Source organism: Phytoactinopolyspora halotolerans, from assembly GCF_010550675.1.
Lineage (GTDB): Bacteria > Actinomycetota > Actinomycetes > Jiangellales > Jiangellaceae > Phytoactinopolyspora > Phytoactinopolyspora halotolerans.
The window spans coordinates 50,585-74,900 of record NZ_JAAGOA010000020.1 but is presented as its reverse complement, the minus strand read 5'-3'; the positions used below and the strand labels follow the sequence as shown (position 1 = coordinate 74,900).

Here is a 24,316-nt window from a genome sequence, read left to right as displayed (position 1 = left end):
GAATCGGCGCGGGTGGTCCGGAGGTGAGCCATGGACGTCGTCGTCTTGATCGGCCGCATTCTTTTCGTGATCCTCTTTCTGGGTTCAGGCATGAGTCACCTGACCAGCACACAGGGCATGGCGGGGTACGCACAGTCGCGCGGCGTTCCGCAGGCGCGGCTCGCTGTACTCGTCTCCGGCGTGTTGATCGTCGTCGGCGCGCTGATGGTCTTGCTGGGTATCTGGGCAGATCTCGGGGCGTTGCTGCTGGTGGCGTTCCTGGCGCCGACCGCGCTGCTGATGCACGCATTCTGGAAGGAGGAGGACGCGCAGACCCGGCAGACGGAGATGGTCCAGTTCATGAAGGACATGGCGCTGGCCGGCGCCGCACTGATGCTCTTCGCGTTCTTCGCGCACGTCGACGATCTCGGTCTGACCATCACCGGGCCGCTGTTCTCGCTGGACTGATCCTTCGGGAAGTAGTTGTGTGGACAATCTCGTCCGGCGTGACGAGGCGCATCATATGAGATGTGACAACTTCGGAGTCATCGACGACCGCATCGAGCGCATCGACGGCGTCGATCGCATCGAGCGCACCGGCGCCGCCCGAGGGCGAGGACGTAGTGGCGCGCGGCCGGGCCGCGTTGGCCGAAGGCGACTGGTCGGCGGCACGGCGGTGGTTCGCCGCCGAACTGGAGCGTGGTGAGTCGGCCGAGGCGCTGGAAGGGCTGAGCTGGGCGGCTTGGTGGCTGTCCGATGCCTCGACCCTTTTCGACGCGCGCGAACGCGCGTACCGGGCCTACCGCGCCCAGGGCCGGACTCAAGACGCCGGTCGGATGGCCACCTGGCTCGGTACCGACTCGGTCGACTTCCGGGGAGAGATCGCCGTCGCGCAAGGGTGGCTCGCTCGTGCGCGGAGCCTGTTGTCGGCGCTGGCACCGAGCCCGGACTTGGGGTGGTTGTACGTCCACGAGGCTGAGAAGGCGCTGTACGCGGGGCAGGCCGACCGGGCACGGCAACTGGGCGTGCAGGCAGGGGAGCTCGGGCGCCGGTTCGGAATCGTCGACTTGGAGATGATGGGCGCGGCCACCGAAGGGCTCGCCCTGGTGTACCGCGGGGAGAGCGCCGAAGGCATCGAGCGTCTCGGAGAAGTGGCCGCCGTCGCATGGGCCGACGAATTCACCGAGCTGTGGTCGGCCGGGTGGTGCTACTGCTACCTGCTCTACGCCTGTGAACAGGCGAGGGACTACGACCGGGCCGCGCAATGGTGCCGCAAGATCGAGGAGTGGTCGCAACGGCGACACACCGGTTTCCTGAACCGCACGTGCCGGGCACACTACGCGGGTGTGCTGATCTGGCGCGGCACCTGGGACGAGGCCGAATCCGAACTGGCCGAGTCGGCCGCCGTGCTGGCCGATCTGCGTCCGCCGCTGGCGGTGGAGGCGCAGGTGCGGATGGGCGAACTCCGTCGTCGTCAGGGACGATTCGACGAGGCCGCGGAGATCTTCGAAGGCGTGGCGGACCATCCGCTGGCCATGCTCGGTCTGGGCGAGCTCTACCTGGATGTGGGGGATGCGCCGAGCGCGCGCGACCGCGCCGAGGAGTACCTGCGTCAGGCGGAGGCCGATGCACCGACACCCAGAATCGCCGGGCTGGACCTGTTGGCGCGGGCCGCGGTGAGGCTCGGGGATCTGGCCGCTGCGACGGAGTCGGCCGGAGAACTCGCGGCGCACGCCGAGCGAACGCCCAACGATGCGGTACGAGGGTGCGTCGCCTACGTGCGGGGAGTGGTCGCGGCGGCGACCGGGGAGCGCGATCGGGCGCGGATCGCCTTCGAGGATGCGATCCGGCACTATCACCGTGCCCACGCGCCGTTCGAGGAAGCGTCGGCCCGGATCGCGCTGGCCGAGGAGCTCGGCCGGGCCGGCCGGCGCGGCGACGGGCTACGGCACGCACGAAGCGCGGCGCGGCTGTGGGACGGCATCGGCGCCGTTCACGCCGCCAAGAACGCCGCCGTCGTGGTGGACGAGCTCAGCCGGGTGCGCCGGCACTCTGCGCTGACCAGACGCGAGTCCGAAGTTCTGCGCCTGGTGGCAGCGGGGCAGACGAGCCGGATGATCGCCACGGAGCTGGTGCTCAGCGAGCACACGGTCAACCGGCATATCAGCAACATCTTGACCAAGCTCGGGACCGCCAGCCGGTCCGCTGCCGTCGCCGAAGGGCTCCGCCGCGGCCTGCTCTGACCCGGCTGGCGAATTCTCGCCATGCGGCGCGGGGAGGGGGTGGTATTGACTACGTCGCGCACCGGCGAAGTTGGTGTCTCCGGGGGAAGCCGGAGCATGCCGCGGCCGGTGATGCTGGGGCTGCTCGACACTCACCGAGGAGGAGCCATGAGCAGTTCGACCATCACCACAGCCACGGTGCGGAAGGCCGGTGCCGCCGACACACCCCGGGTGGGCGACACGCTGGCCGCCGCGTTCTACGAGGACCCCGTGATGAGCTGGTGCTATCCGGATCGGGGCCGGCGGGCCGAGATCCTGCCCGCCGTATTCCGCGCAACGCTGGAGGCGACCCACCACGGCGGCGGCATCGACACCGTCACGGACGAGGTAGCCGCCGCGATCTGGGTTCCGCCCGGTACTCAGATCGACGACGAGAAGCTGGCCGACGAGATGGCGCACGCCTCCGCGGAGTACACCGAACGGATGTTCGTGCTCATGCAGCTGCTCGATGCCCACCATCCGCATGACCTGGAGCACCACTACCTGCTCGCGCTCGGAACCCGGCCGGAGCACCAATCCCGTGGCCTGGGATCGATGCTCCTCCGGGCGGTCCTGGCCGGCTGTGACCAGGACGGGGTTCCGGCCTATCTCGAAGCGACCAGCGAGAGCAGCCGGCGCCTGTACGAGCGGCATGACTTCGCCGTCAAGGAGACCGTGACGCTCCCGGACGGTCCACCGCTGTGGTGCATGTGGCGGCCGCCTCGTCAGCCGTAGATGCTGAAGACCCCGATGTCGTCGGCGTAGGCGCCCTGATCGGGAACCGTCTCGTTCAGCGACGCCTCGACGCCGACCCAGCCGTGGAAGTCACCGCCGTCGTCGATGATCTGCATCATCGGTTTGACGTGCGAGTTGCCGGTGTAGCAGTACTCGCCTCGTCCGTCGGCGTTGGCGATCCGCCAGCTCCACATGGTGTCCCGGCGGTGACCGATCGGGCTGCGCGCGGGGGAGACGTAGTAGTCGGTGCCGGCCGTGCCGCCGGAGGTCCGGGCCCCTAGGCAGCTGCCGCCGCTGCACACCGACCAGTTGGTGACCCAGAACGGCGAGCCGTCGCCGCTGTCGATGAACGGACTGGGGTTGCTGCTCGTGGTCTTCCACAACCGATAGGAGTGCTCGAACTGGGTGTGATCGGCGGACGCGATGGAGCTCATCGACGCCCGAGCGTCCCATGCGGCATTGCTGCCGTATCCGTAGCCATGCGTAGAGGTGTAGTTGGAACCGAGGTACTCCAGGGTGGCGAGCTCGCCGTCGGCCGCCGAGGCGAGCTCCCACTCCTCCCACAAACCGGAGTCCCAGGTGACACGCAGCGTGTTCCCGCTGACGGTATAGGTGCCCTGGAGGGTCTGTGAGGCGCCGGTCGATTGGTAGCCCCCGGCGGTCTGGATGTTGCATTCCCGGGTCGGGCAATTCCGGGCGACGAACCCGGTGTAGACCCGGTCGACCCTGACCCGCTGGGTCCAGTGCCAGTGCCGTTCGGTGACGGTGCCGTCGGTGTGGAAGTCGTATTGGCCGAGCCGCACCCAGTTCTGGGTGGATGAGGCGCGCAGCCCGCCGATGGCGACGACGAATCGCTGCTTGCCCAGCGGAAGCGCCGCGGCCTGGGCGGAGGCTGACGTGTCCGAGGCGTCCGAGGCGGCGCCGTGGCCGGCCACGGCGGAGGTGCCGAGCACGGTGGTGGCGAGGATCGTGACGCCGAGCGTGGCGAGCACGCGGAACGCCTTGGCGGGGAGCGCGGAGAGCGGAGCGAGGATACGAGCGAGCACGGACACAGAAACCCCCTTGATTCGGGCGAGTCCGGATATGGGATTTACGCTGACCCAAATCTAACGGACCGTGGCGATCTTGAGAAGGGGTGCACAGCGATCTCGAACCGGGCCTCGCGCCGCGTCTGGGGTGGCGGTATCCGACTCGTCCCGGTACACACGTCCGACGCGCCCGCGCAGCGGGGCGTCCCGGGTGCGCGAGCGCGTCGTCGGTCTTCGGTTCGGTGACGGTTCCGATTCCGTCAGGCGGTGCCGTATGGGTCAGGCGGCGATGCCTCGGCTGCGCATCGCGTCCTCGACGATGGTCAGACCACCGAGGCCGGGCATGCGGCCGATATGTGTGTCGATCTTGCGGATCTCTTCCATCCCGCCCGGGCCGCCGAACAGGTGCGACATGACGTGTACGACCTCGTCCTCGGGCAGCACGCCGGAACCCACCGGCGCCCACGCCTTGCGCAGCGCGAATCGGGCGAGCATGCGAGCCTTCTTGCTGCGTTCCAGCCGGTTACGCGCCTGTGTGGCATAGAACGCGACGTGCCGGCTCTCCTGCTTGGCGATCCGGCGGAGCAGTTCCGCCAGCGCCGGCCGTCCCTCGAGTTCGGCCAGCCTCGTGTACGCCGCGGTGGCCGACCATTCGTTGACCGCACCCCAGATCATGTGCACCGCGATGAAGTCGGTGCCGACGATGTTCCCGAGCAGCGACTGCTTCACCGGGTCGAGCCGGTCCTTCCAGCCGACCTTCAGCCGCCGGGCCTTGAGCTGGTCGAAGTCGACCGTGATGCCGTGCAGTCCCAGCACGTGGGCCAGGGCCTCGCCGTGCCAGAACTCCTCGCGGTTCCACATCGTCATGAACGCGGCCACATCGTGCTCCTTGTGCGACGGTGTGACGAGCAGGTCGCGCAGGTAACAGACCGTGTGGTACTCGACGTCGCACATGTAGCGCAGGCTGCGCAACGTCTGCGGAGGGAGCGGATCGTCGCGGAAATCCTCGAAGGACAGATCCTGCCACTGGACGCTCTGCGAGGTCCGGGTGAACCGGTCGATGTCGAAGGCCATGCGAAGTCCCCGTCACTCGGCCCGGCGCAGGGATGCGCCGCGGCGCGCGTTCAGCCGGCCGAAGCCGGACGTGCCACCATGCGTCTGGTCCTCTTCGGCCGACGGCGACCGTCCCCAGTCGGCCACCGTCCACCCCTGCTTGCGGGCGTGCCGGTACAGCTTGCTGTCCGGATTGACGGCGGTGGGATGGCCGACCAGCTGGAGCCAGGCGACGTCGGCGTGGCTGTCGCCGTAGCCGTAGGAGTGGTGCAGGTCCATCCCGTGCCGGTCGGCGTACTGCACGAGCCACGCTGCCCGGGCCTCGTCCACCAGCGGGGGAGCATCCAGGTAACCGGTGAGCACGCCGCCATCGCTTTCGTGCATCCGGCCGGCGACGACGTCGTCGAACAGGTGCGCGATCGGTTCGACGAGCATGTCGATGGAACCGGTGACCAGCACCGTGTGATGGCCGGCCGCCCGGTGTGCGGCTGCCCGTGCGATGGCGTCCGGGAGCATCCGCTGCCGGATGGCCCGGCCGAATGCGGTGTTCGCCTGTCGCCGGATCTCGTCCGCCGGCAATCCGGCGTAGCGGCGGGTGAAGGCCCGGATGAACTCGCCGCGGTCACGCAGTTCGCAGCGGAGATAGCCGGGCAGGGACATGGTCAGGCTGCCGATCTCACGCGGCCATCGCGCCACCGGTGTGATCGCCCGGTAGAGCCAGAGGTACTGCTCGATCAGGTTCCAGTCGAGCACAGTGCCTTCGAGGTCGAACACGGCCAGCGCGTCGGAACGCACGGACAGCATCCGCGCCGGACGCGATGTCGCGGTCGGTCGTTTGGCGTAGGCCCGGCTGAGTTCGGTGATGGCAGGGAAGTGGATGTCCTGCAGATACGTCCGCCAGTCGATCTCGTCGACGTCGAACCCACGGTCGGCCCGGTCGTCTTCGGGGATGGTCTGGTGCAGTTCGCGGGCCCGCGCGTCGTCGAAGACGATCTCCGTCTGCACGTACGGGCGGTACAGGTCCGTCAGCTTCCGCAACGACTGCAGGTCACGTTGCAGTGAGTGCACCTGGTCCGCCCAGGATCTGGAGCGCGCCGTCAGCGGCAGCCGGGAGAGCAGCCAGTCCGCCGACGTGACCATGGCCTCCCGCTGGCGCATGGAACGGTCCAGGCGCCGGTCGCCGGGGAGCCGCCAGGCCGGGACCTGGATGTGACCGTCCTCCTTGGGCAGGGGCGTGCGCAGGAAGAATTCGCGCACGTTCCGGTACATCTGGTGGAAGGCCAGCGGGTTGCTGGCACCGGAACCGATGTGGAAGTAGCGCGCGGTGCGTTCGTCACCGGCGGGGGGTGTCGCTGCCGCGGCGAGGATCGCGTTCACGACGAAGTCGACCGGGATGATGTCCAGGACACTGTCCGGAAGCGCCGGAAAGTCCGGAAGCTGGCCGCGTCCGTAGGCCAGGATCAGCGGATCCGCGACCTTGAACCCATCGATCCAGCCCGGGAACGGATGGCGCAGCGCGCTCTCGATGATGGTCGGTCGCAGGATGGACAGGCGCTGTCCCTGCCGGAACCAGAGGTCTTCGGCGGCGCGCTCGGCCAGCGCCTTGGTGAAGGTGTACGAATCGGTCCAGCCCAGGCTCTGCGCCCGCAGCCGGCCCTGTTCGACGAGCCGCTCGTTGACCCAGTCGCGCCGCGCGACCTCGGCGGCGTCGGTGACGGCCTGCGGGCCGACCTTGCCGTGCTCGGCGCGGGCGGCGTCGAGGAGCTTGCGCAGGACCTCCGGCTGGCGGGAGGTGAAATCGATCCGGGCGCGGGCGGTTCGCGCCGCCTCCGCCTCGGCGCGCCAGTCGACGTTGTGGTTCAGCGACCGTTCCGGTGTGATGCCCTTGCGAAGGCCGCCCACGTATGCGGTCGAGACGTGGATGACGTGCGGGGTCGCGCCGGCGGCGTGCAGGGCCCCGTACAGTCCCAAGGCGCCCCCGACATTGGTGTCGAACGCCTCGTCGATGGCGGAGTCGAACTTGACGGTGGAGGCACCGTGGATCACGGTGTCCAGGTCCGACGGCAGTTCGCCGAGCGCGCCGAGATCACCGGAGATGACGTTGACCCGTTCGCTGACCAGCCGATCCGCCTCGGCCGCGCCGACGGTCCGTCGCCAGTTCCGGAACACCGGCTTGCGGAGGAGCTTGGTCAGCCGATCCGCCGCCGACAGGCTGCCCTTCGGGCGGATGATCACCGAGATCCGGCAGTCCGGATGGGCGGACAGCAGCCGTTCCAGGACGGCCTGGCCGACGAAGCCGGTGGCTCCCGTCAGCAGGACGTGGGTTCCGGACAGGCTGGCCCAGTGTCCGGTGCGGTCACTCCGTGTCATATATGTCTCCTCGCTGCCACTGTGGCACGGATGAGCGTAAGTCCTTCCAGCCCGGGCAACGCCCGGACGCGCCGGTCGATCTCATCGACCAACGCAGGTGCCGCGGCGAACACCCGGTCGAAGAAGAACGACTCCTCCTCGATCGGTTCGTCCGCGACGCTCAACGGCCACAGAGATCGTTGTAACCGGGCTCGGGTCAGCCGCCGGGCGAGCCGCGACCGGCGCAGGCGAGTCCGGGCCTGGGCGATGAAGAACGCCAGGTGTTGCGACTTGATGTCGAGCACGCGTTCCAGCGTCCGAGTCAGCTCCTTGTGCTCGGCCGACTCGGCGATTCGCTCGTACGATGCGCGCGTCATCCACTCGTCGATGGTGCCAGTCGCCATGTGGAACGCGATCACCGCCTCGCCGATCGTGTTGTCGATGAGTGAGCGACCGATGGGGGAGAAGCGCTCTTGTGCACGTCGCAGAAGCGCGGCCCGGGTGACCGGCCGACGCGGTGCCGGGGGCTGGACGTACTCGTGCTGTTCGAGTACGGCGTCGAGCGCGTCCGCGATCCAGTACTTCTCGTACGCCCAGGTGGTGAGGAACGCCGTGATGTGGGCGTCCTTGTGCGTCGGGGTGACCAGCACCGTGCGCAGATGCCGCATCGTGGCCCGCTCCACGTCCCGGACGTACCGCAGGCACCGGAGCGTCTCCCAGGTCAGCGGCCGGGCGTCGTACTCGGCCAGCCGCAAGTCGTCGCGGTGCGAGCCCGTGGCACGCCGGGCGAACTCACGCACGTCGAACGGGAAGGCCGGATCTGTCTCCGCCGGTTCCCCAGGCCTCACGGGCACGAATGACCTCCGGGGATCATGATGACCAGCCCTGCACAGCCGTAGTCTACGACTGGATCATCGGCCAATTCGTGGTCACCCCCATCATGATGAATAAGAAAACGAAGCTTCGTTCGCTTAACTTGCCACAGGTTGTGGTCCGTGCGCAACGTGCGGCCCGCATGCTCAGTTCTGCCTGGTGACCGCGGCGAGCCCGGAGGCGTATGCGGCCGGAGCCACGTTCCCGACGAGCACTCGCTGCAGCAGGTACCCCATGTAGATGCTGACGATGATCTTGGCGACCTCGGCGGGATCGCCGTCGCGTGCCACCCTGCCCACCGCTTGTTCGGCCTCGACGAGCTGCGCGATCAGCGCGTACAAATCGCGATAACGGGCCTGGATGACCTCTGCCAATGACGGATCGCGGACGGCCTCGGCCCAGACCTGTGGCGCCAGATAGGCGAATCCGTCCGGGCCGAAGGCGATGTCGTCGATCGCCTCGAGTCCCGCTTGCACCGCTTCGTCCAAGCGGGGTGTCGGCTCACGTGCGAAGGTGGGCTCCACCGCCTGCGCGACCTGCAGGATGACGTCTTCGGCGATCGCGGCGATGATCTCGTTCTTGCTCCTGAAGTGGCCGTAGACGGCCCCGGCCGAGAGGTTCGCCTCGGCGAAGATGTCGGCCATCGACGTCTGGTGGAAGCCTTCCCGGACGAAACACCTGCGTGCCGCGGCGAGGATCTGTTCGCGGCGCCGGTCGCGGTACTGCTGGGTGACCCGGGGCATGGACCCATGCTAAAACGAACGTTCGCTCACACCCAAGTCCAGCGCCCACCGGTGCGCACCGCTCAGGAATGGGCCGCGCCGGTGAGGGCGGTCGGGACGGTGTCGTATGGTGCTGCGATGGCCACGGCTCTGATCACGGGGGGTACGTCCGGCATCGGTCTTGCGTTTGCGCGACTGCTCGCCGGGCGGGGTTACGATATTGTTCTCGTCGCACGTGACGCCCAGCGACTCGAAGAGACGGCGGACAAGATCGCGTCGGCGTCCGGCAGGCGGGTGGAGACACTGCCCGCCGATCTGTCCGACCGGGGTGGGGTCGCACGGGTCGCCGAGCGGCTCGCGGCCGACGAGCAACCGATCGACCTGCTCGTGAACAACGCCGGGTTCGGCATCCATGAACCGCTCGCATCCAGCGACAGCGCAGCCCACGAGCGCGCGATCGAGGTGATGTGCCGTGCTGTTCTGGTACTCGGCGGAACCGCCGCGGAGAAGATGGCGTCCAGGGAGCGGGGAATGATCATCAACGTCTCGAGCACCGCCGGGTTCCTCGCACTCGGCGGATACTCGGCGGTCAAGGCGTGGGTGACCTCCTACAGTGAGAGTCTCGCCGTGGAGCTGCGGGGTACTGGGGTTCGGGTGACCGCACTGTGTCCGGGATGGGTCCGCACGGAGTTCCACCAGCGTGCCGGGTTGAGCACCTCGTCGATTCCGTCCTGGCTGTGGACGGACAGCGAGCACGTCGTGGCGACAGCTCTGAAGGACGCCGCCCGGGGCAAGGTAATCTCGATCCCCACCATGAGATATCGCGGACTGATGTGGTGTGTGCGCCACTTGCCCCGGGGCACGGTCCGGGCGATCTCCGGGAAGATCACCTCGAGGCGGAGAACTCCGCGACCCGAGGGCGAGGAGGCCCGATGAGCATGAAGGTGGCCCCGCGCCTGAAGTCCCGGCCCAAACGCTACCGGCGCTTCACATCGCGCACACTGGCGATCCCGCGCTTCGTCGTGCAGCGGATGATGCTCAAGCCGTTGGTATGGTCGCTGACCCGGGTGGATGTGCGTACGGAGGCTGATCTACGCCGGCTACGCGGAGCCTTCCTTGTGGTGGCCAACCACGCCAGCCACCTGGACACACCGCTCGTGCTGGGATCGTTGCCGCGACGGCTGAGCCGGTACCTGGCCGCGGGCGCGGCGGCGGACTACTTCTTCGAGGTGCGCTGGCGTAAATGGTTGACCTCCCTGGTGTTCAACACCTTTCCGGTGGATCGCACCGGAGCGCGGGCCCATTCCGGCGTGTCCAAACGGCTGCTGGCCCGCGGTGTGCCGCTGCTGATCTTCCCGGAGGGCGGCCGCTCCGCGTCCGGGCGCATCGGCGCCTTCAAACCGGGTGCGGCGGCGCTGGCGATCGCATGCGACGTGCCGTGCGTACCGGTGGCGATCTGCGGTGCACACGAGGCGATGCCGCGGGGACAGTGGTGGCCGGTGCGCGGTCGTCCGCCGGTGACGGTACGGATCGGTGCACCCATCTGGCCGAGACCGGGGGAGTCCGCGACCGCGTTCACCGAGCGGCTGGCTACTGAGGTGCGCAGGTTGCATGCTATGAACGACTCAGACGAGCCGGCAGATCGCCCCCGCTCGTCGAAGGGAGACGGCATGACCGAGGTCCGGCACATGAAATGGTGGGGCTGGGGCAACGAAGGGGTCGCCTTCGAGTACCGCGACAAGCCTGACTTCGCACCGTTCGTGCAGCAGGCCATCGGGCTGGACGTCACCGCACCCGGGGTCTCGGTGCCGGAGTTCGACAGCCTAGAGGTGCCCGAATCCCGGCTGGACGACGAGTTCCGCACCGAGCTCGAACAGATCGTCGGTGCCGACCACGTGCAGGTCGACGCGATGAGCCGCGTCGTGCACACCTTCGGCAAGAGCATCCGCGATCTGCTGCGGGTGCGCTCCGGTTCGCTCGAGCGCACCCCCGATGTCGTCGTCTACCCGGGCGACGAGGACCAGGTGCAGCGGCTGGTGCACGCCGCCGTGGCCGCGGACTGTGTCGTCATTCCGTTCGGCGGCGGCAGCAATATCGCCGGCAGCCTGGAACCCGCACCGGATGAGGAGCGGGTCGTGATCTCGCTCGACATGGGGCGGATGAACCGGGTGCTGGAGATCGACGAGGAATCCGGGCTGGCGCGGATCGAAGCCGGCGCTCTCGGCCCCGACCTGGAGCGCGAGCTCGGCAAGCGGGGATGGACCATGGGCCACTTCCCGGACAGCTTCACCCATTCCACCCTCGGCGGCTGGATCGCCACCCGGTCGTCGGGGATGCAGTCGGACAAGTACGGGGACATCGCCGACATCGTGCGCGGCGTGCGGGTCGCGCGCCCGGGCGGCGTGGTGGAGATCCGCGCGATCCCCAGCGCATCGACGGGCCCCAGCGTGCGGGAGATGATCGTCGGCAGCGAGGGCCGGCTCGGGGTGATCACCGAGGCGACGATGCACGTGCACCGGGTTCCGGAGGTCCGGGAGATCCTGGGCTACTTCTTCCCGAACTGGAAGGCGGGGCTCGCGGCGATGCGTGAGATCGCGGAGAGCGACGCCAGCCCGACGGTGACCCGGGTGTCGGACGCGCCGGAGAGTGCGTTCTCGTTCGCCACCCGAAAGGAGAGCAAGGGGATCGAGGCGGCCGGAGCCAACGCGCTGATGCGGGTGTTGAAGGCGCGCGGATGGGATCTCGATCAGATCTGCCTGTCGTTCATCGGGTACGAGGGCAGCGCGTCGCATGTGCGCTACGAGAAGAAGCTGGTGAGGAAGATCGTGCGCCGGCACGGCGGGTTCAGCGTCGGCAAGAGCCCTGGCCGGCTGTACGACCAGAAGAAGTTCGACACGCCGTACATCCGGGACTTCCTGCTGGACCGTGGCGCTGCGGGCGACGTCTCTGAGACCGCCGCGCCGTGGTCGAAGCTGGAGCATCTCTACGAGCACACGATCGCGTCGGCCCGCAAAGCCTATGACGATATCGGCGTCCAGGGGTGGATCATGTGCCACCTGTCGCACTCGTACCACGCCGGTGCGTGTCTGTACTTCACCTTCGCCTTCATGCACGGCGACGAGCCCTTGAAACAGTACGACCACGTCAAGTCGGCGATCCAGCAGGCCTTCATCGACGCGGGCGGCACGCTCTCGCACCACCACGCGGTCGGTGTCGAGCATGCGCCATGGCTGAGCCAGGACATCTCGCCGGAGGGGGTTGCGCTGATGCAGGGTCTGTTCGACAGCGCCGACCCGAAGCGCAACTTCAACCCGGACAAGATCATCCCGCGCTCGTAACGTCGGAACGTTTTCGTCGTTCACGCCGGAGACTTGTGGTGGTGGGGGCAGCAAGAACTCTCCGGCGTCACGTGTCTCACGCTCTGCCGTCGCGTGCCACCCTCACGTCTGCTCGGGGCGGAGCCAGATGTTCGCGGGCTGCTCCTCGACCGGCCGGCGGAGCTGCGTCATCGCGTCGTCGATGGTGCCGGCGCTGCGGACCAGGGCACGCGCGCCCGGCCTGAGGAATCCCTCGTCGACGGCATGATCGAGCATGGCCAGCAACGGATCGAAGTAACCGGACCGGTCGAGCAGGACGATCGGCTTACGGTGCAGGCCGAGGTGTCCCCAGGTGGCCACCTCGAACAGCTCCTCGAACGTGCCGAGCCCGCCGGCCAACACGACGAACGCGTCCGACAGGTCGTTCATCATGGCCTTGCGCTCGTGCATGGAGCCGACGACGTGCAGTTCGGTGAGGTCGCGGCGGGCCACCTCGCGATCGACCAGCACCCGCGGGATGACGCCGATCACCTCGCCGCCCTTGGCGAGCGCGGCATCGGAGACGGCGCCCATCGTGCCGACGCGCGCACCGCCGTAGACCACGGTGAGCCCGTCCGCGGCCAGCCGGGCTCCGAGTTCTTCGGCGAGCGTTCGATACTCGGGTCTCGCACCGGCGTTGGAGCCACAGAAGACGCAGACACGAGAGAGGGTGGACTGCACGGGGGACAGCTGTTGATCGCTCACATCCCGGAGTCTAAAGACTCCGGTGCGCCTGCATGCTGCCCGGCCACGTGAGCGGAAGGCATTGTGGCGCGTGCGAGTAGCGGGAAGGCCATGGTGCCGTTCGGCGGATCGCCTGTCGGCGGGGCGTGTCGTATGGTCGTGCGTGGCGATGACGAAGACCACACAGGGGGAGGTGCACGGCTGTGCCACGGATCGCGCTGGTCACGTGCTCGGAACTGGCGGAGCTGGATGACGACGATCGGCTCCTCCTTCGGCCGCTCGCGGATCGCGGCATCGATGCCGTTCCGGCGGTCTGGGACGATCCGGCCGTGGACTGGTCCTCGTTCGACCTGGCCGTACTGCGCTCGACGTGGGACTACACATCCCGCCGGGACGCCTTCGTGAGCTGGGCGTCGTCAGTGCCGAGGCTGCTCAATCCGGCCGAGGTCGTGCGGTGGAACACGGACAAGCGGTATCTGCGCGAGCTGGAGGACGCCGGCGTTCCGGTGGTGTCGACGTGGTGGTTGACGCCGGGGGATCGGGTGATACTGCCGGGCGAGAAGACCGCCCCGTCGGATGCCCTGGCCATCGCCGACGAGTACGTCGTCAAGCCGGCGGTGAGCGCCGGTTCACTGGGTGCCGGTCGTTACCGGGCCGATGAGCCGTCGCACCGGGATCTGGCCCGGGCTCATGTCACCCGGCTGTTAGACCGCGGCGCGACCGTCATGATCCAGCCGTACCTGTCCGCCGTGGACGCGTTCGGCGAGACCGCGATGCTCTTCCTCGCGGGGGAGTTCAGCCACGCCATCCGCAAGGGGCCGATGCTCAGCGGTCCCGACGACGGCGAGGTCCGGCTGTACCGGCCGGAACAGATCACCCGGCGCTCCGCCTCGGACGTCGAACGAAAGACCGCGGACGCTGTCCTGGCTGCGGTGCCCGGCTCGGACGACCTGCTGTACGCCCGGGTCGATCTCATTCCGGGCCCGGACGGCACTCCGGTGGTGCTGGAGCTGGAGCTGAGCGAGCCCAGCCTGTTCCTCGGTCACGACGCCGCGGCCCCACAGCGGTTCGCGGACGCCATCGCCTCCCGCTGCTGAACACTCAAGGGCGTGTCCGGCACCAAGCGACGGACTGGCGGTGTGCCGGGCGGAATACCGCAGCGTCGTCACGCGCGTTGACGCACATCCATGAGACGCCCGATTCCAGCACGGCTCACGCCACGTAAACGTAGCCATCTGGATATAACGACGACGCGGTATCGGCTGTTCCGTCGTTGTGCCGAACTCCGTGCGTACAGGGGTTCTCAACACTGCTCTTTGTCGGTATTGTGCGCTGGCGTTGAGGGGTTCATCGCGCACATAGATGATGTGGTGCGCAATACACGCGAGTGGGGGAACACACACGTGCGAAGGATGATTGCTGCGTCTGTTGGAGCGGCTGCACTCGTAATCGCCGGCGTGAGCGCAGCTCAGGCGTCGGAAGCGACGCAGCCGCCCGAAGATGCGGCTGGCCAGGTCGAGCTCAGCGGTCCAGCGGACTGTGTCCCGGAAGGTACCGAGGAAGTGACGATCTCGGCGACCAATCCGGGATCGGGCCAGGTTCAGTTTGTATTGACAAGCGCCAACGAATTCTCCACGGTGGTCCAGCTTCTTTCGCCGGGGGACAATATCGAACTTGTCGTTCCGTACGAGCCTGGTGCACAGGTCGTGGCGCAGAACTCGGGCTGGGCGTTTAGCGAGTTGACTCTGCCGGAGTGGTGTCGGGCCGCGGAGAACGACACCGAGCAGGACACTGAGACCGAGAACGACGCGAACCAGGACGCGGAGCAGAAGTCCGGCTCCGGCGACTGTGAGGCGTACAAGAACTCGTCGGCGTGGTGCGACGACAACGTAGCCGACTATAACTGTCCGGACATTGACGACTCGCACAAGCCGATTGAGCTCGTCGACCCCGAGAACGATCCGTTCCGGTTGGACGCTGACGCCGACGGTGAGGGCTGCGAGGCCGACGTGGACGGCGGCGGCAACGACGCTGGCGACGAAAGCGGTGGTGATGGCGGCTCGGGCGCCGAGGGAGGCACCGAGGAGACCCCCGACGACGGTTCCGGAGACGACCCCAACGCGGCAGGTTCCGGTGATTGCGACGCGTACGTCGATTCGAGCGAGTGGTGTGAAGCGCAGGTCGCGGATTACGACTGCGATGAGATCGATGACGGCTACAAGCCGATCGAGCTGCGGGATGCGGACAACGATCCCTTCCGGTTGGACGCCGATGCCGACGGTGCGGGCTGCGAAGGCGACGTCGACGATGACGACGGCGCGAACGGCGATGGCGACACGTCCGGAAGCGACGAGTCGGGATCCGGCGATGATGCGGAGGGCTCCCTGCCCGACACAGGTACGGGCGTCCTGCCCATGGCGCTGGCAGCGCTTGCGCTCCTCAGCGGTGGCGTGGTCCTGAGGAGCCGCCGGGCCGCCTCAGCCGGGATCTGATCAGTCTTCGGCGCATCCCACCGGTCCGGCTCTTGACCCCATCAGCGGTGTTGAGGGCCGGGCCGTAGCCATGCGCGGAATCAAAGTGCGGGCTCTTGGCGGCCGCCCAGGGGATTCGTCGACTCGCGGGCTGCCCGTTACGACGGACGGTGGACGCGCAGGTACCATCGAGCGGGTTCACCCATCCGGTTCAGAGCAGAGGGAGCACGTCGTGTCCGATCAGATCCGTATCGTCGTCGCCGGAGCCGAGCGACAGGTCGATGCGGGCGCGACGGCCGCCGACCTGTTCGCCGACGACCCCACGGTGATCGCGGCGCGCATCGGCGGCGATCTGGTGGACCTGGCCCGCGCGCTGCGCGACGGCGACAAGGTCGAACCGGTCGAGATCTCTTCCGACGACGGACGGGCCATTCTGCGGCATTCCACGGCCCACGTGCTGGCCCAGGCCGTGCAGGAGCTGTTCGGCGACGCGAAGCTCGGCATCGGGCCGCCGGTGGAGAACGGCTTCTACTACGACTTCGATGTCGCCGAGCCGTTCACGCCCGAGGATCTGAAGCATCTGGAGAAACAGATGCAGCGGATCATCAAGGAGCGTCAGCAGTTCGTCCGCCGCCCGGTCTCGGACGACGAGGCCAGGGCCGAACTGGCGGACGAGCCGTACAAGCTGGAGTTGATCGGACTCAAAGGCGGCGCCGGCGACGCTGAGGGCGCGTCCGTGGAGGTCGGCGCCGGCGAGCTCACCATCTACGACAATGTGCGACGCGGCGGTGAAGTGGCCTGGAAGGACCTGTGCCGCGGCCCGCACCTGCCGACCACCAAGAACATCCCGGCGTTCAAACTGATGCGCGTCGCCGGCGCCTACTGGCGCGGCAGCGAGAAGAACCCGCAGCTGCAGCGGATCTACGGCACTGCCTGGGAGAGCAAGGAAGCTCAGCAGGAATACCTGGACCGGCTCGCCGAGGCGGAGCGCCGCGATCATCGCAAGCTCGGCACCGAGCTGGACCTGTTCAGCTTCCCGGAGGAGATCGGCTCGGGCCTGGCGGTCTTCCACCCCAAGGGCGGTGTGCTCCGCAAGGAGATGGAGGATTACTCGCGGCGCCGGCATGAGGATGCCGGATACGAGTTCGTCTATACGCCGCACATCACCAAGGCGAACCTGTTCGAGATCTCCGGGCACCTCGATTGGTACGCCGAGGGCATGTATCCGCCGATGCACATGGATGAGGAGCGGGACGCCGACGGCAACGTCCGCAAGGCGGGGCAGGACTATTACCTGAAGCCGATGAACTGCCCCTTCCACATCCTCATCTATCGCTCCCGGGGGCGTTCCTATCGCGAGCTGCCGCTGCGGATGTTCGAGTTCGGTTCGGTCTACCGGTACGAGAAGTCCGGTGTGGTGCACGGCCTCACCCGTGTCCGCGGCATGACCCAGGACGACGCGCACATCTTCACCACCGCCGAGCGGATGCGCGAGGAACTCGCGGATCTGCTGATCTTCGTCCTCGATCTGCTCAAGGATTACGGCCTGGACGACTTCTACTTGGAGTTGTCCACCAAGAACCCGGACAAGTACGTCGGTGAGGACGAGGTGTGGGACCGCGCCACCGACACGTTGCGTGAGGTCGCGACCGCGTCCGGGCTGGAACTCGTCCCGGATCCGGGCGGGGCGGCGTTCTACGGTCCGAAGATCTCGGTGCAGGCCAAGGACGCGATCGGACGCACCTGGCAGATGTCCACCATCCAGCTCGATTTCAACCTGCCTGAGTTGTTCGAGCTGGAGTACACCGCGGCGGACGGTAGCCGGCAGCGGCCGATCATGATCCATCGGGCCCTGTTCGGCTCGATCGAGCGGTTCGTCGGTGTGCTCACCGAGCACTACGCCGGCGCCTTCCCGCCCTGGCTGTCGCCGGTTCAGGTGGTCGGCATCCCCATCGCGGACGATCACGTGCCGCACCTGGACCAGGTGGCGGCGAAGTTGCGTGAGCACGGGGTGCGCGTCGAAGTGGACACCTCGGATGACCGGATGCAGAAGAAGATCCGCACGGCGCAGAAGCAGAAGGTGCCGTACATGCTGCTGGCCGGCGACGACGACGTCTCCAAGGGCGCGGTCTCGTTCCGGTACCGGGACGGTTCCCAGAAGAACGGCGTACCCGTCGACGATGCCGTCGCTGAGATCGTCGACGCAGTCCGTCGACGTGTCCAGATCTGAGCACACCCACAGCGCCGGAATACCAACGTCCTGAACATTGAGCGTCATAAGCCACGATCCGCAGGGCCTTGTGCGGTCGGTGTCCTGCACCGTGTGGCCGTCAGCACTCGCGTTTCGGGACGCTAGAGTCGGTCCGGGTAGAGGCTCTCGGACGTAGGCAAGGGGAGGAGCGACGTGCCGGATCGATTGCAGCGGCTGTGGACCCCCTACCGGATGGCCTACATCAAGGGCGAGCCCGGAAACGGCCGCGACGGTGACGAGTGCCCGCTATGCGCGATTCCGAAGAAGGCGGACGAGGACGGGCTGGTGGTCCGTCGCGGGGCCGAGGTGTACGCGGTGCTCAACCTGCACCCGTACAACCCCGGCCACCTGATGATCGTCACCTACCGGCACATCGGCGAGCTGGAATCGCTGACGGACGCCGAGTCGGCGGAGCTGAGTTCGATGACGCGGGACGCGGTCGTGGCGGTCAAGGCCGCGTCGAACCCGCACGGGTTCAACGTCGGCCTCAACCTCGGTGGGGTGGCCGGTGGGTCGCTCTCCGCGCACTTGCATCAGCACGTCGTTCCGCGGTGGAGCGGCGACGCGAACTTCATGACGGTGGTGGGAGACACCAAGATCATGCCGCAGCTGCTGTCGGAGACCCGGGCGCTGCTTGCGTCGAGCTGGCCCGTGGGGTGAGCGCCGGGACTTGCGTCCTCGCCCAGCGGATGGTCCTCGCACTGGTGTGAGGGGTGAGCGCCGGGACTTGCGTCCTTGCCCAGCGGCTCCTCCTCGCTGGAGCTCGTCGTCGCCGATGCCCACCACACCATGGACGCAAGTCCCGGCCCTCACCCCGCTGTGGTCGCCTCGGGTGCGCCGACCCTTCTCATCCGCGCGAGGTCACCTCGGGTGCGGCTTCTACACCGCACCTTGGCGACGACACGTCACCTTGCCATGCCGCCTGGCGTCGCGCATGTCACCTGGCGTCGCGCATGTCACCTGGCGTTACGTGATGGGCCGGAAATCGGAGCCTTCGCGATACAGGTGGTGACATGCGATACGCGAGGTGACATGCGCGTGGAGCAATCGAGCCGCGTGGTGTGCTCCGGGCATAGTCACGGGTAGAGCAGAGCACAGATCGGGCGGACTTACTCAAGGACCTTGGCGGCGAGGTTGTGCGGCATCGGTTCGTACCGGGCGAACTGCCGGGTGAACGTCGCGGTGCCGTGACTCATCGCGCGCAGCTCGATCGCGTAACGCAGCAGCTCGGTCTGCGGGACCTCGGCCCGGATCAGCGAGCGGCCCTGACCGACCGACTCGGTGCCGAGCACGTGCCCGCGCCGGCTGGACAGGTCACCCATGATGGTGCCCACATCGTCGTCATTGACCAGGATCGATACCTGATCGAACGGCTCGAGGAGGGTGACTCCGGCCGACTGTGCGGCATCCTTGAGGGCGAGCGCGCCGGCCATCTGGAACGCAAGGTCGGACGAGTCGACGCTGTGGGTCTTGCCGTCGAGCAGAGTGACCTTGATGTCCACCATCGGATAACCGACCGAGGTGGTGCCCTTCTCCATCTGGGCTCGGATGCCCTTCTCCACGGAGGCGATGAACTGCCGGGGGATCGCGCCGCCCACGATGCGGTCGACGAACTCGAAGCCTGCGCCCTCTGGCAGCGGCTCCGCCTCGATCTCGCACACGCCGTACTGTCCGTGCCCGCCGGACTGCTTGACGTGCCGGCCGCGACCCGGGGCGGAGCCGGCCAGCGTCTCCCGCAACGGCACGCGTACCTGGGTCTTGTCCACGTTGACGCCATACCGGCCGGACAGACGGTCGAGCAGGACGTCCACGTGTGCCTCGCCCATCGTCCACAGGATGAGCTGATGAGTCTCGGAGTTGTTCTCGATCCGCAGCGTCGGGTCCTCGGCGGCGAGCCTGTTCAGGCCCTGGGAGAGTTTGTCCTCATCGGCCTTGGTCCGCGCGACGATGGCCACCGGCAGCATCGGTTCCGGAACGTCCCACGGTTTCATCAACAGGGGAGCGGCGCAGTCGGAGAGTGTGTCGCCGGTCTCGGCGCGGGAGAGTTTGGCCACGGCGACGATGTCTCCGGCCCGGGCTTGCGGCACCGGGCGCTGGGTCTTGCCGAGCGGCGACGAGAGGGTGCCGACCCGTTCGTCCTCGTCGTGTTCCTCGTGGCCGCGGTCGGCCAGGAAATGTCCGGAGACGTGCACGGCGTCGTCCGGGCGGAGCGTGCCGGAGAAGACCCGGACCAGGCTGATCCGCCCCACGTACGGATCGACCGTCGACTTGATCACCTCGGCCAGCAGCGGGCCCTCGGGGTCACCGGTGAGTCCGGTCTTCGGCTTGCCGTCGACCGTCGTGACCTCGGGCATCGGGTGTTCGGCGGGAGAGGGGAACGCGCTGGTGATGACATCGAGGAGCTCCGTCACGCCCGGACCGCCGGCCGAACAGACCGGGATGACCGGGAAGAACGACGCTCGCGCGACGGCCCGCTCCAGGTCGTCGATGAGGACCTTGGGGTCGATGTCTTCGCCACCCAGATAGCGGTCCATCAGCGTCTCGTCCTCGGACTCTTCGATGATGCCCTCGATCAGCTCCCCGCGCGCCTCTTCCACCCGGACCTGATCCTCGTCGCCGAGTTCGGTCTCCTCCCGATGACCGTCGGCGTAGTTGTGCAGATGCTGACTGAGCAACCCGGCCAGGCCGGTCACCGTGCCCTTCTGAGGGCTCGGCAGGTAGAGGGGGAGGACCTTTTCGCCGAACGCGTCCTGGCACGCCTGCAGCGTCGCCGCATAGTCCGAGCGCGGGTGGTCGAGTTTGGTCAGAACGACGGCGCGCGGCATGCCGACGGCGGCGCACTCGTTCCAGAGCATCCGGGTGGTGCCGTCGACGGCGTCGGTCGTCGATACGACGAACAGGGCGCAGTCCGCCGCCCGCAGGCCGGCCCGAAGGTCGCCGACGAAGTCGGCGTAGCCGGGGGTGTCGAGAAAGTTGATCTTCACGCCGTGGTATTCGATCGGCACGAGCGCGAGGTTGACCGACCGTTGCTGGCGCAGCTCGGCCTCGTCGTAATCGCTGACCGTGGTCCCGTCCTCTACGCGGCCCGGCCGGGAGATCGTGCCGCTCGCGGCGAGCAGGGTCTCCAGGAACGTCGTCTTGCCCGCACCGGCGTGGCCGACCACCACGACGTTGCGGACGTCACCTACACCCGACGGCGCGGCATCACCGCCCGTCGCGGCTCCTGAATTGCGGTCGGTGGCGTGTCGAGTCGGCATGGCGCCCTGCCTCTCATCGTTGAGCGGCGCCGTCGCCTCCTCACCGTCGGGCGCTGAACGCGATGGCGCCGACTGTTCGTGCGTGGGTACTGACACTCTCCTGCGCAACGCGGCGATGTGCAAGTGGGTGACGGCATTCTTCCCCCGCACCAGTACGATGGCGTGGCCGGGTGGGTTCCGGGCGAGCTCAGCGTGCCCGGCAGACGACACGGATCATGCCGCTGTATTCTTGAAGAGACTGGACGAAGACCAGACAGATGCTGGACAAGTACACCCGGGTCTACACGACCCGAATACTGACGCCTACGGCGCGCGCACTGCTCAAGGCGCGGATCAGCCCCGACCTGGTGACGATGCTGGGCACCATCGGTGTCACCGTCGGCGCCTTCGCGTTCTACCCGCGGGGCGAGTTCTTCTGGGGGACGGTCGTCATCACCGCATTCGTCTTCTCAGACAACATCGACGGCATCATGGCCCGGTTGTCCGGACGCCAGAGCAATTGGGGCGCGTTCCTCGATTCGGTCTTGGACAGGTTCGGCGACGCGGCGATTTTCGGCGCGCTGGCGCTCTACTTCGCCGGAAGCGGTGACAACCTGCGGATGACCACGCTGCTGATCGCCTGCCTGGTGTTCGGCGCCGTCGTGTCGTACGCACGCGCCCGGGCCGAGAGCCTCGGCTACACGGCGTCGGGCGGAATCGCCGAACGGGCCGACCGGCTCGTGGCAATCCTGGTCACCACCGGGTTCGTCGGAATGCTCGACCTGCCGGTGGTGGTACTGGAGGTCGTGCTGTGGCTGTTGATGGCGGCGAGTGCGTGGACGGTGGTCCAGCGCGTGCGCGACGTGCACCGGCAGGCGGTGGAGGTATGACGAGCCTGCGGGACCGTCGGCAGCTGTGGATGTACAGCACCGGGTGGGCGATCGTGCGCGCCATGCCGGAGCGAGCAGCGTACGCCGCGTTCCGCACCATCGCCGACGTCGCCTGGCGCCGTCGAGCACCGTCGGTGCAGCGGCTGGAGCGCAACCTGGCCCGGATCGTCCACGGCGGCGAGGAAGAACTGCGGACGGTGAGCAAGGCCGCGGCCCGGTCCTACATGCGGTATTGGTGCGACGCGTTCCGGATCGGCGACTGGAGCCACGAGCGGATCACCGGCCGGGTGCGTACCGTCCACGAGGAGAGGATGCGGGAGCCGCTGGCCAACGGCCAGGGCGTGGTGATCGCGTTGCCGCACATGGCGAACTTCGATCATGCCGGGGGATGGGCGGGCCTGACCGGGACGCCGGTGGCCAGCGTCGCGGAACGGCTCAAGCCGGAGGGGTTGTTCCAGAAGTTTCTCGACTACCGCGCCCAACTGGGTATCACCATCTATCCGCTGACCGGTAGCGACGTGAACGTGATGGCCAAGCTCGCGGAACACCTGCAGGGCGGCGGGCTGGTGTGCCTGCCTGCCGAGCGTGACCTGTCCCAGCGGGGAGTGCCGGTGAAGTTCTTCGGCGAGGAGGCACGGATGCCGCCGGGGCCGGCCATGCTCGCGCTGCGCACCGGCTCCGTCTTGCTTCCGCTCACGCTGTCGTACGAGGGCAGGGAACCCAACCACGGCATTGTGCTGCATTTCCACGAGCCGGTCGAGGTCCCGCACGAACGGGCCAACCGGATCACCACCATGACGCAGCGGGTCGCCGAGGCCTTCGAGGAGGGCATCGGCCGGCACCCGGAGGACTGGCATATGACACAGCGATTGTTCCTGGCCGATCTGAAGCCGGACGATCCGCGACGGAACGAGCTTGTGGCGCCGTGAACATCGGGATCGTCTGTCCGTACTCCTGGAGCGTGCCGGGGGGCGTGCAGTTTCACATCCGGGACTTCACCGAGGAGTTGATGGCGCGCGGGCACAGCGTGTCGGTGCTGGCGCCGGGCGGTGACGAGGACGAGGTGCCGTCGTATGTGGTCAAGGCGGGACGTCCGGTGGCGGTGCCGTACAACGGTTCGGTGGCGCGCATCCTGTTCGGTCCCCGCGCGGCGACCCGGGTGCGGCGTTGGATGACGGACGGCAAGTTCGACCTGGTACACATCCACGAGCCGGAGACGATGAGCTTGGGGCTGCTGGCCACCTGGCTCGCCGATGTTCCGGCGGTGGGGACGTTCCATCAGGGCTCCACCCGGTCGCGGGCGATGACCGCGGCACACGGCATCCTGGTGTCTGCGCTGGAGAAGCTCAGCGCACGGATCGCCGTCTCGGAGGAGGCTCGGCGCACCGTGGTGGAGCATCTGGGCGGTGACGCCGTGCTGATCCCGAACGGCTTGTACGTGGACCGGTTCCAGGTACCGCCGCGGCCGGAATGGCAAGGTGAGACCGGAACATTGAGCTTCCTCGGACGGGTCGACGAGCAGCGCAAGGGTCTGCCGGTGTTGCTCGAGGCCTGGCCGGTGATCCATGCCCGGATGCCCGGCGTGCGGCTGCTGGTGGCCGGCCCGGGCGAGGTGGAGGAGATCCGTCGCGGTATCCCCGCCGAACACCGCGATGCCGTGACCTTCCTGGGCGCGATCAGCGACGACGAGAAAGCGGCCATGCTGGCCAGCAGTGATCTCTACATCGCGCCGCACACCGGGGGCGAGTCGTTCGGCATCGTGCTGGTCGAAGCGATGGCAGCCGGTGCGCCGGTGCTGGCGAGCGACCTGGTGGCCTTCCGGGCGGTGCTGGACGACGGCCGGCTGGGCGCACTGGTTCCGGTGGGGGACTCGGCGGCGCTGGCGGAGGAGGCGTGTGCGCTGCTGGCGGACCCAGAGCGGCGGAACCGGTACCGGCAGGCGGCGTCGGTGAGCGTGCGACGCTACGACTGGTCCGAACTGACGACGGAAGTGCTCGCCGTCTACGAAATGGTACTCGCGGTCGGTACACCGGCGAGCCGCCGGTTCTGGAAACCCGGCCGGTAACGCGCTGCCCGACAGGCAGGCCGCTGCCTGGCAGGCAGCCCCTCGTAGTCGGGCGCTGACGATAGCGTCGGGACCCGCCTCAGCCCGTTGACCGCTTCACCCCAGCGGCCACCTCTCACACGACCAACCGCACAGTTGGGGCCTTGCAGGCGACGGCCGCGGGCCCGCGTCCCAGCTCGGTTGAACCGTGCGGTTGATCGTGTGAAGAGCGGCCGCTCATCGAGTGTCGTGTGGCCCGTCGTGCGGGGTTTCGGCCGGTCGATGCAGCGGCGTGTGTCGAGTCGTGTGAGAACTGACCGTCGACGTCGCGGTCGTGTACCAGGTCGTGTGAAGAGTGGCCGCTTATCGGGCGTCGTGTGGCTG

Annotated in this window: 19 protein-coding genes; 12 read left to right on the top strand and 7 right to left on the bottom strand. The window is 67.8% G+C overall.

Annotation, left to right across the window (positions count from 1 at the left end; genetic code table 11):
- Positions 1-30 precede the first annotated feature (30 nt).
- From G1H10_RS23940 to G1H10_RS23930, 3 genes are all read left to right on the top strand, one after another.
- Positions 31-447 (top strand): DoxX family protein, encoded by a 417-nt coding sequence (locus G1H10_RS23940; protein ID WP_163742686.1) that lies wholly within the window; start codon positions 31-33, stop codon positions 445-447.
- 62 nt (positions 448-509) lie between these two features.
- Positions 510-2,222, top strand: a complete 1,713-nt coding sequence (locus G1H10_RS34735) for a LuxR C-terminal-related transcriptional regulator (protein WP_163742683.1) — start codon at positions 510-512, stop codon at positions 2,220-2,222.
- A gap of 147 nt (positions 2,223-2,369) precedes the next feature.
- The gene (locus G1H10_RS23930; RefSeq protein ID WP_163742680.1) at positions 2,370-2,975 is read left to right on the top strand and encodes a GNAT family N-acetyltransferase; all 606 of its coding nucleotides are present in this window, start codon (positions 2,370-2,372) and stop codon (positions 2,973-2,975) included.
- Here G1H10_RS23930 and G1H10_RS23925 read toward each other — a convergent pair.
- The 5 genes from G1H10_RS23925 to G1H10_RS23905 form a co-directional block, all read right to left on the bottom strand.
- Positions 2,966-4,027, bottom strand: coding sequence for a hypothetical protein (locus G1H10_RS23925; RefSeq protein WP_163742677.1), 1,062 nt, complete (start codon positions 4,025-4,027; stop codon positions 2,966-2,968). The two genes, G1H10_RS23930 and G1H10_RS23925, sit on opposite strands and share 10 nt — an antisense overlap.
- 255 nt (positions 4,028-4,282) lie before the next feature.
- The gene (locus G1H10_RS23920; protein WP_163742673.1) at positions 4,283-5,077 is read right to left on the bottom strand and encodes an acyl-ACP desaturase; all 795 of its coding nucleotides are present in this window, start codon (positions 5,075-5,077) and stop codon (positions 4,283-4,285) included.
- Between the two features lie 12 nt (positions 5,078-5,089).
- A complete protein-coding gene (locus G1H10_RS23915; protein ID WP_163742670.1) occupies positions 5,090-7,426 on the bottom strand; it encodes an HAD-IB family hydrolase in 2,337 nt (778 codons plus the stop codon).
- A complete protein-coding gene (locus G1H10_RS23910) occupies positions 7,423-8,259 on the bottom strand; it encodes a hypothetical protein (RefSeq protein WP_163742668.1) in 837 nt (278 codons plus the stop codon). The genes G1H10_RS23915 and G1H10_RS23910 overlap by 4 nt, the downstream gene beginning before the upstream one ends.
- Positions 8,260-8,424: 165 nt before the next feature.
- Positions 8,425-9,021, bottom strand: a complete 597-nt coding sequence (locus G1H10_RS23905; RefSeq protein WP_163742665.1) for a TetR/AcrR family transcriptional regulator — start codon at positions 9,019-9,021, stop codon at positions 8,425-8,427.
- A 117-nt stretch (positions 9,022-9,138) separates the two neighbouring features.
- Here G1H10_RS23905 and G1H10_RS23900 point away from each other — a divergent pair, with 117 nt between their 5' ends.
- Positions 9,139-9,936 carry an SDR family NAD(P)-dependent oxidoreductase gene (locus G1H10_RS23900; RefSeq protein ID WP_163742662.1) on the top strand — a complete coding sequence of 266 codons (798 nt, stop codon included), beginning with the start codon at positions 9,139-9,141 and terminating at the stop codon, positions 9,934-9,936.
- On the top strand, positions 9,933-12,338 hold the full coding sequence (locus G1H10_RS23895; protein ID WP_163742660.1) for an FAD-linked oxidase C-terminal domain-containing protein: 2,406 nt from the start codon (positions 9,933-9,935) through the stop codon (positions 12,336-12,338). Before G1H10_RS23900 ends, G1H10_RS23895 begins: the two co-directional genes overlap by 4 nt.
- 102 nt (positions 12,339-12,440) lie before the next feature.
- Here the strand turns inward: G1H10_RS23895 and G1H10_RS23890 are convergent, their stop codons facing one another.
- Positions 12,441-13,061, bottom strand: coding sequence for an LOG family protein (locus G1H10_RS23890; protein WP_216853604.1), 621 nt, complete (start codon positions 13,059-13,061; stop codon positions 12,441-12,443).
- Between the two features lie 182 nt (positions 13,062-13,243).
- Between G1H10_RS23890 and G1H10_RS23885 the strand changes: the two genes are divergently transcribed.
- The 4 genes from G1H10_RS23885 (at position 13,244) to G1H10_RS23870 (ending at position 18,422) form a co-directional block, all read left to right on the top strand.
- The gene (locus tag G1H10_RS23885) at positions 13,244-14,137 is read left to right on the top strand and encodes an ATP-grasp domain-containing protein (RefSeq protein ID WP_163742657.1); all 894 of its coding nucleotides are present in this window, start codon (positions 13,244-13,246) and stop codon (positions 14,135-14,137) included.
- A 360-nt stretch (positions 14,138-14,497) separates the two neighbouring features.
- Positions 14,498-15,532, top strand: coding sequence for an LPXTG cell wall anchor domain-containing protein (locus tag G1H10_RS23880; protein WP_163742652.1), 1,035 nt, complete (start codon positions 14,498-14,500; stop codon positions 15,530-15,532).
- Between the two features lie 70 nt (positions 15,533-15,602).
- Positions 15,603-17,741: a threonine--tRNA ligase gene (gene thrS, locus G1H10_RS23875; RefSeq protein WP_163742649.1), complete on the top strand. Its 2,139-nt coding sequence runs from the start codon at positions 15,603-15,605 to the stop codon at positions 17,739-17,741.
- A 213-nt stretch (positions 17,742-17,954) separates the two neighbouring features.
- Complete coding sequence (locus tag G1H10_RS23870; RefSeq protein WP_163742801.1) at positions 17,955-18,422, top strand: HIT family protein; 468 nt, start codon at positions 17,955-17,957, stop codon at positions 18,420-18,422.
- 449 nt (positions 18,423-18,871) lie between these two features.
- Here the strand turns inward: G1H10_RS23870 and G1H10_RS23865 are convergent, their stop codons facing one another.
- Positions 18,872-21,019 (bottom strand): elongation factor G-like protein EF-G2, encoded by a 2,148-nt coding sequence (locus tag G1H10_RS23865; RefSeq protein WP_163742645.1) that lies wholly within the window; start codon positions 21,017-21,019, stop codon positions 18,872-18,874.
- Positions 21,020-21,276: 257 nt separating this feature from the next.
- Between G1H10_RS23865 and pgsA the strand changes: the two genes are divergently transcribed.
- From pgsA to G1H10_RS23850, 3 genes are read left to right on the top strand one after another with little or no spacing between them, the layout of a single operon-like run.
- Positions 21,277-21,888: a phosphatidylinositol phosphate synthase gene (gene pgsA / locus G1H10_RS23860; RefSeq protein ID WP_163742643.1), complete on the top strand. Its 612-nt coding sequence runs from the start codon at positions 21,277-21,279 to the stop codon at positions 21,886-21,888.
- Positions 21,885-22,817, top strand: coding sequence for a phosphatidylinositol mannoside acyltransferase (locus tag G1H10_RS23855; protein WP_163742640.1), 933 nt, complete (start codon positions 21,885-21,887; stop codon positions 22,815-22,817). Before pgsA ends, G1H10_RS23855 begins: the two co-directional genes overlap by 4 nt.
- Positions 22,814-23,953, top strand: a complete 1,140-nt coding sequence (locus G1H10_RS23850) for a glycosyltransferase family 4 protein (protein ID WP_163742637.1) — start codon at positions 22,814-22,816, stop codon at positions 23,951-23,953. Before G1H10_RS23855 ends, G1H10_RS23850 begins: the two co-directional genes overlap by 4 nt.
- Positions 23,954-24,316: the final 363 nt, after the last annotated feature.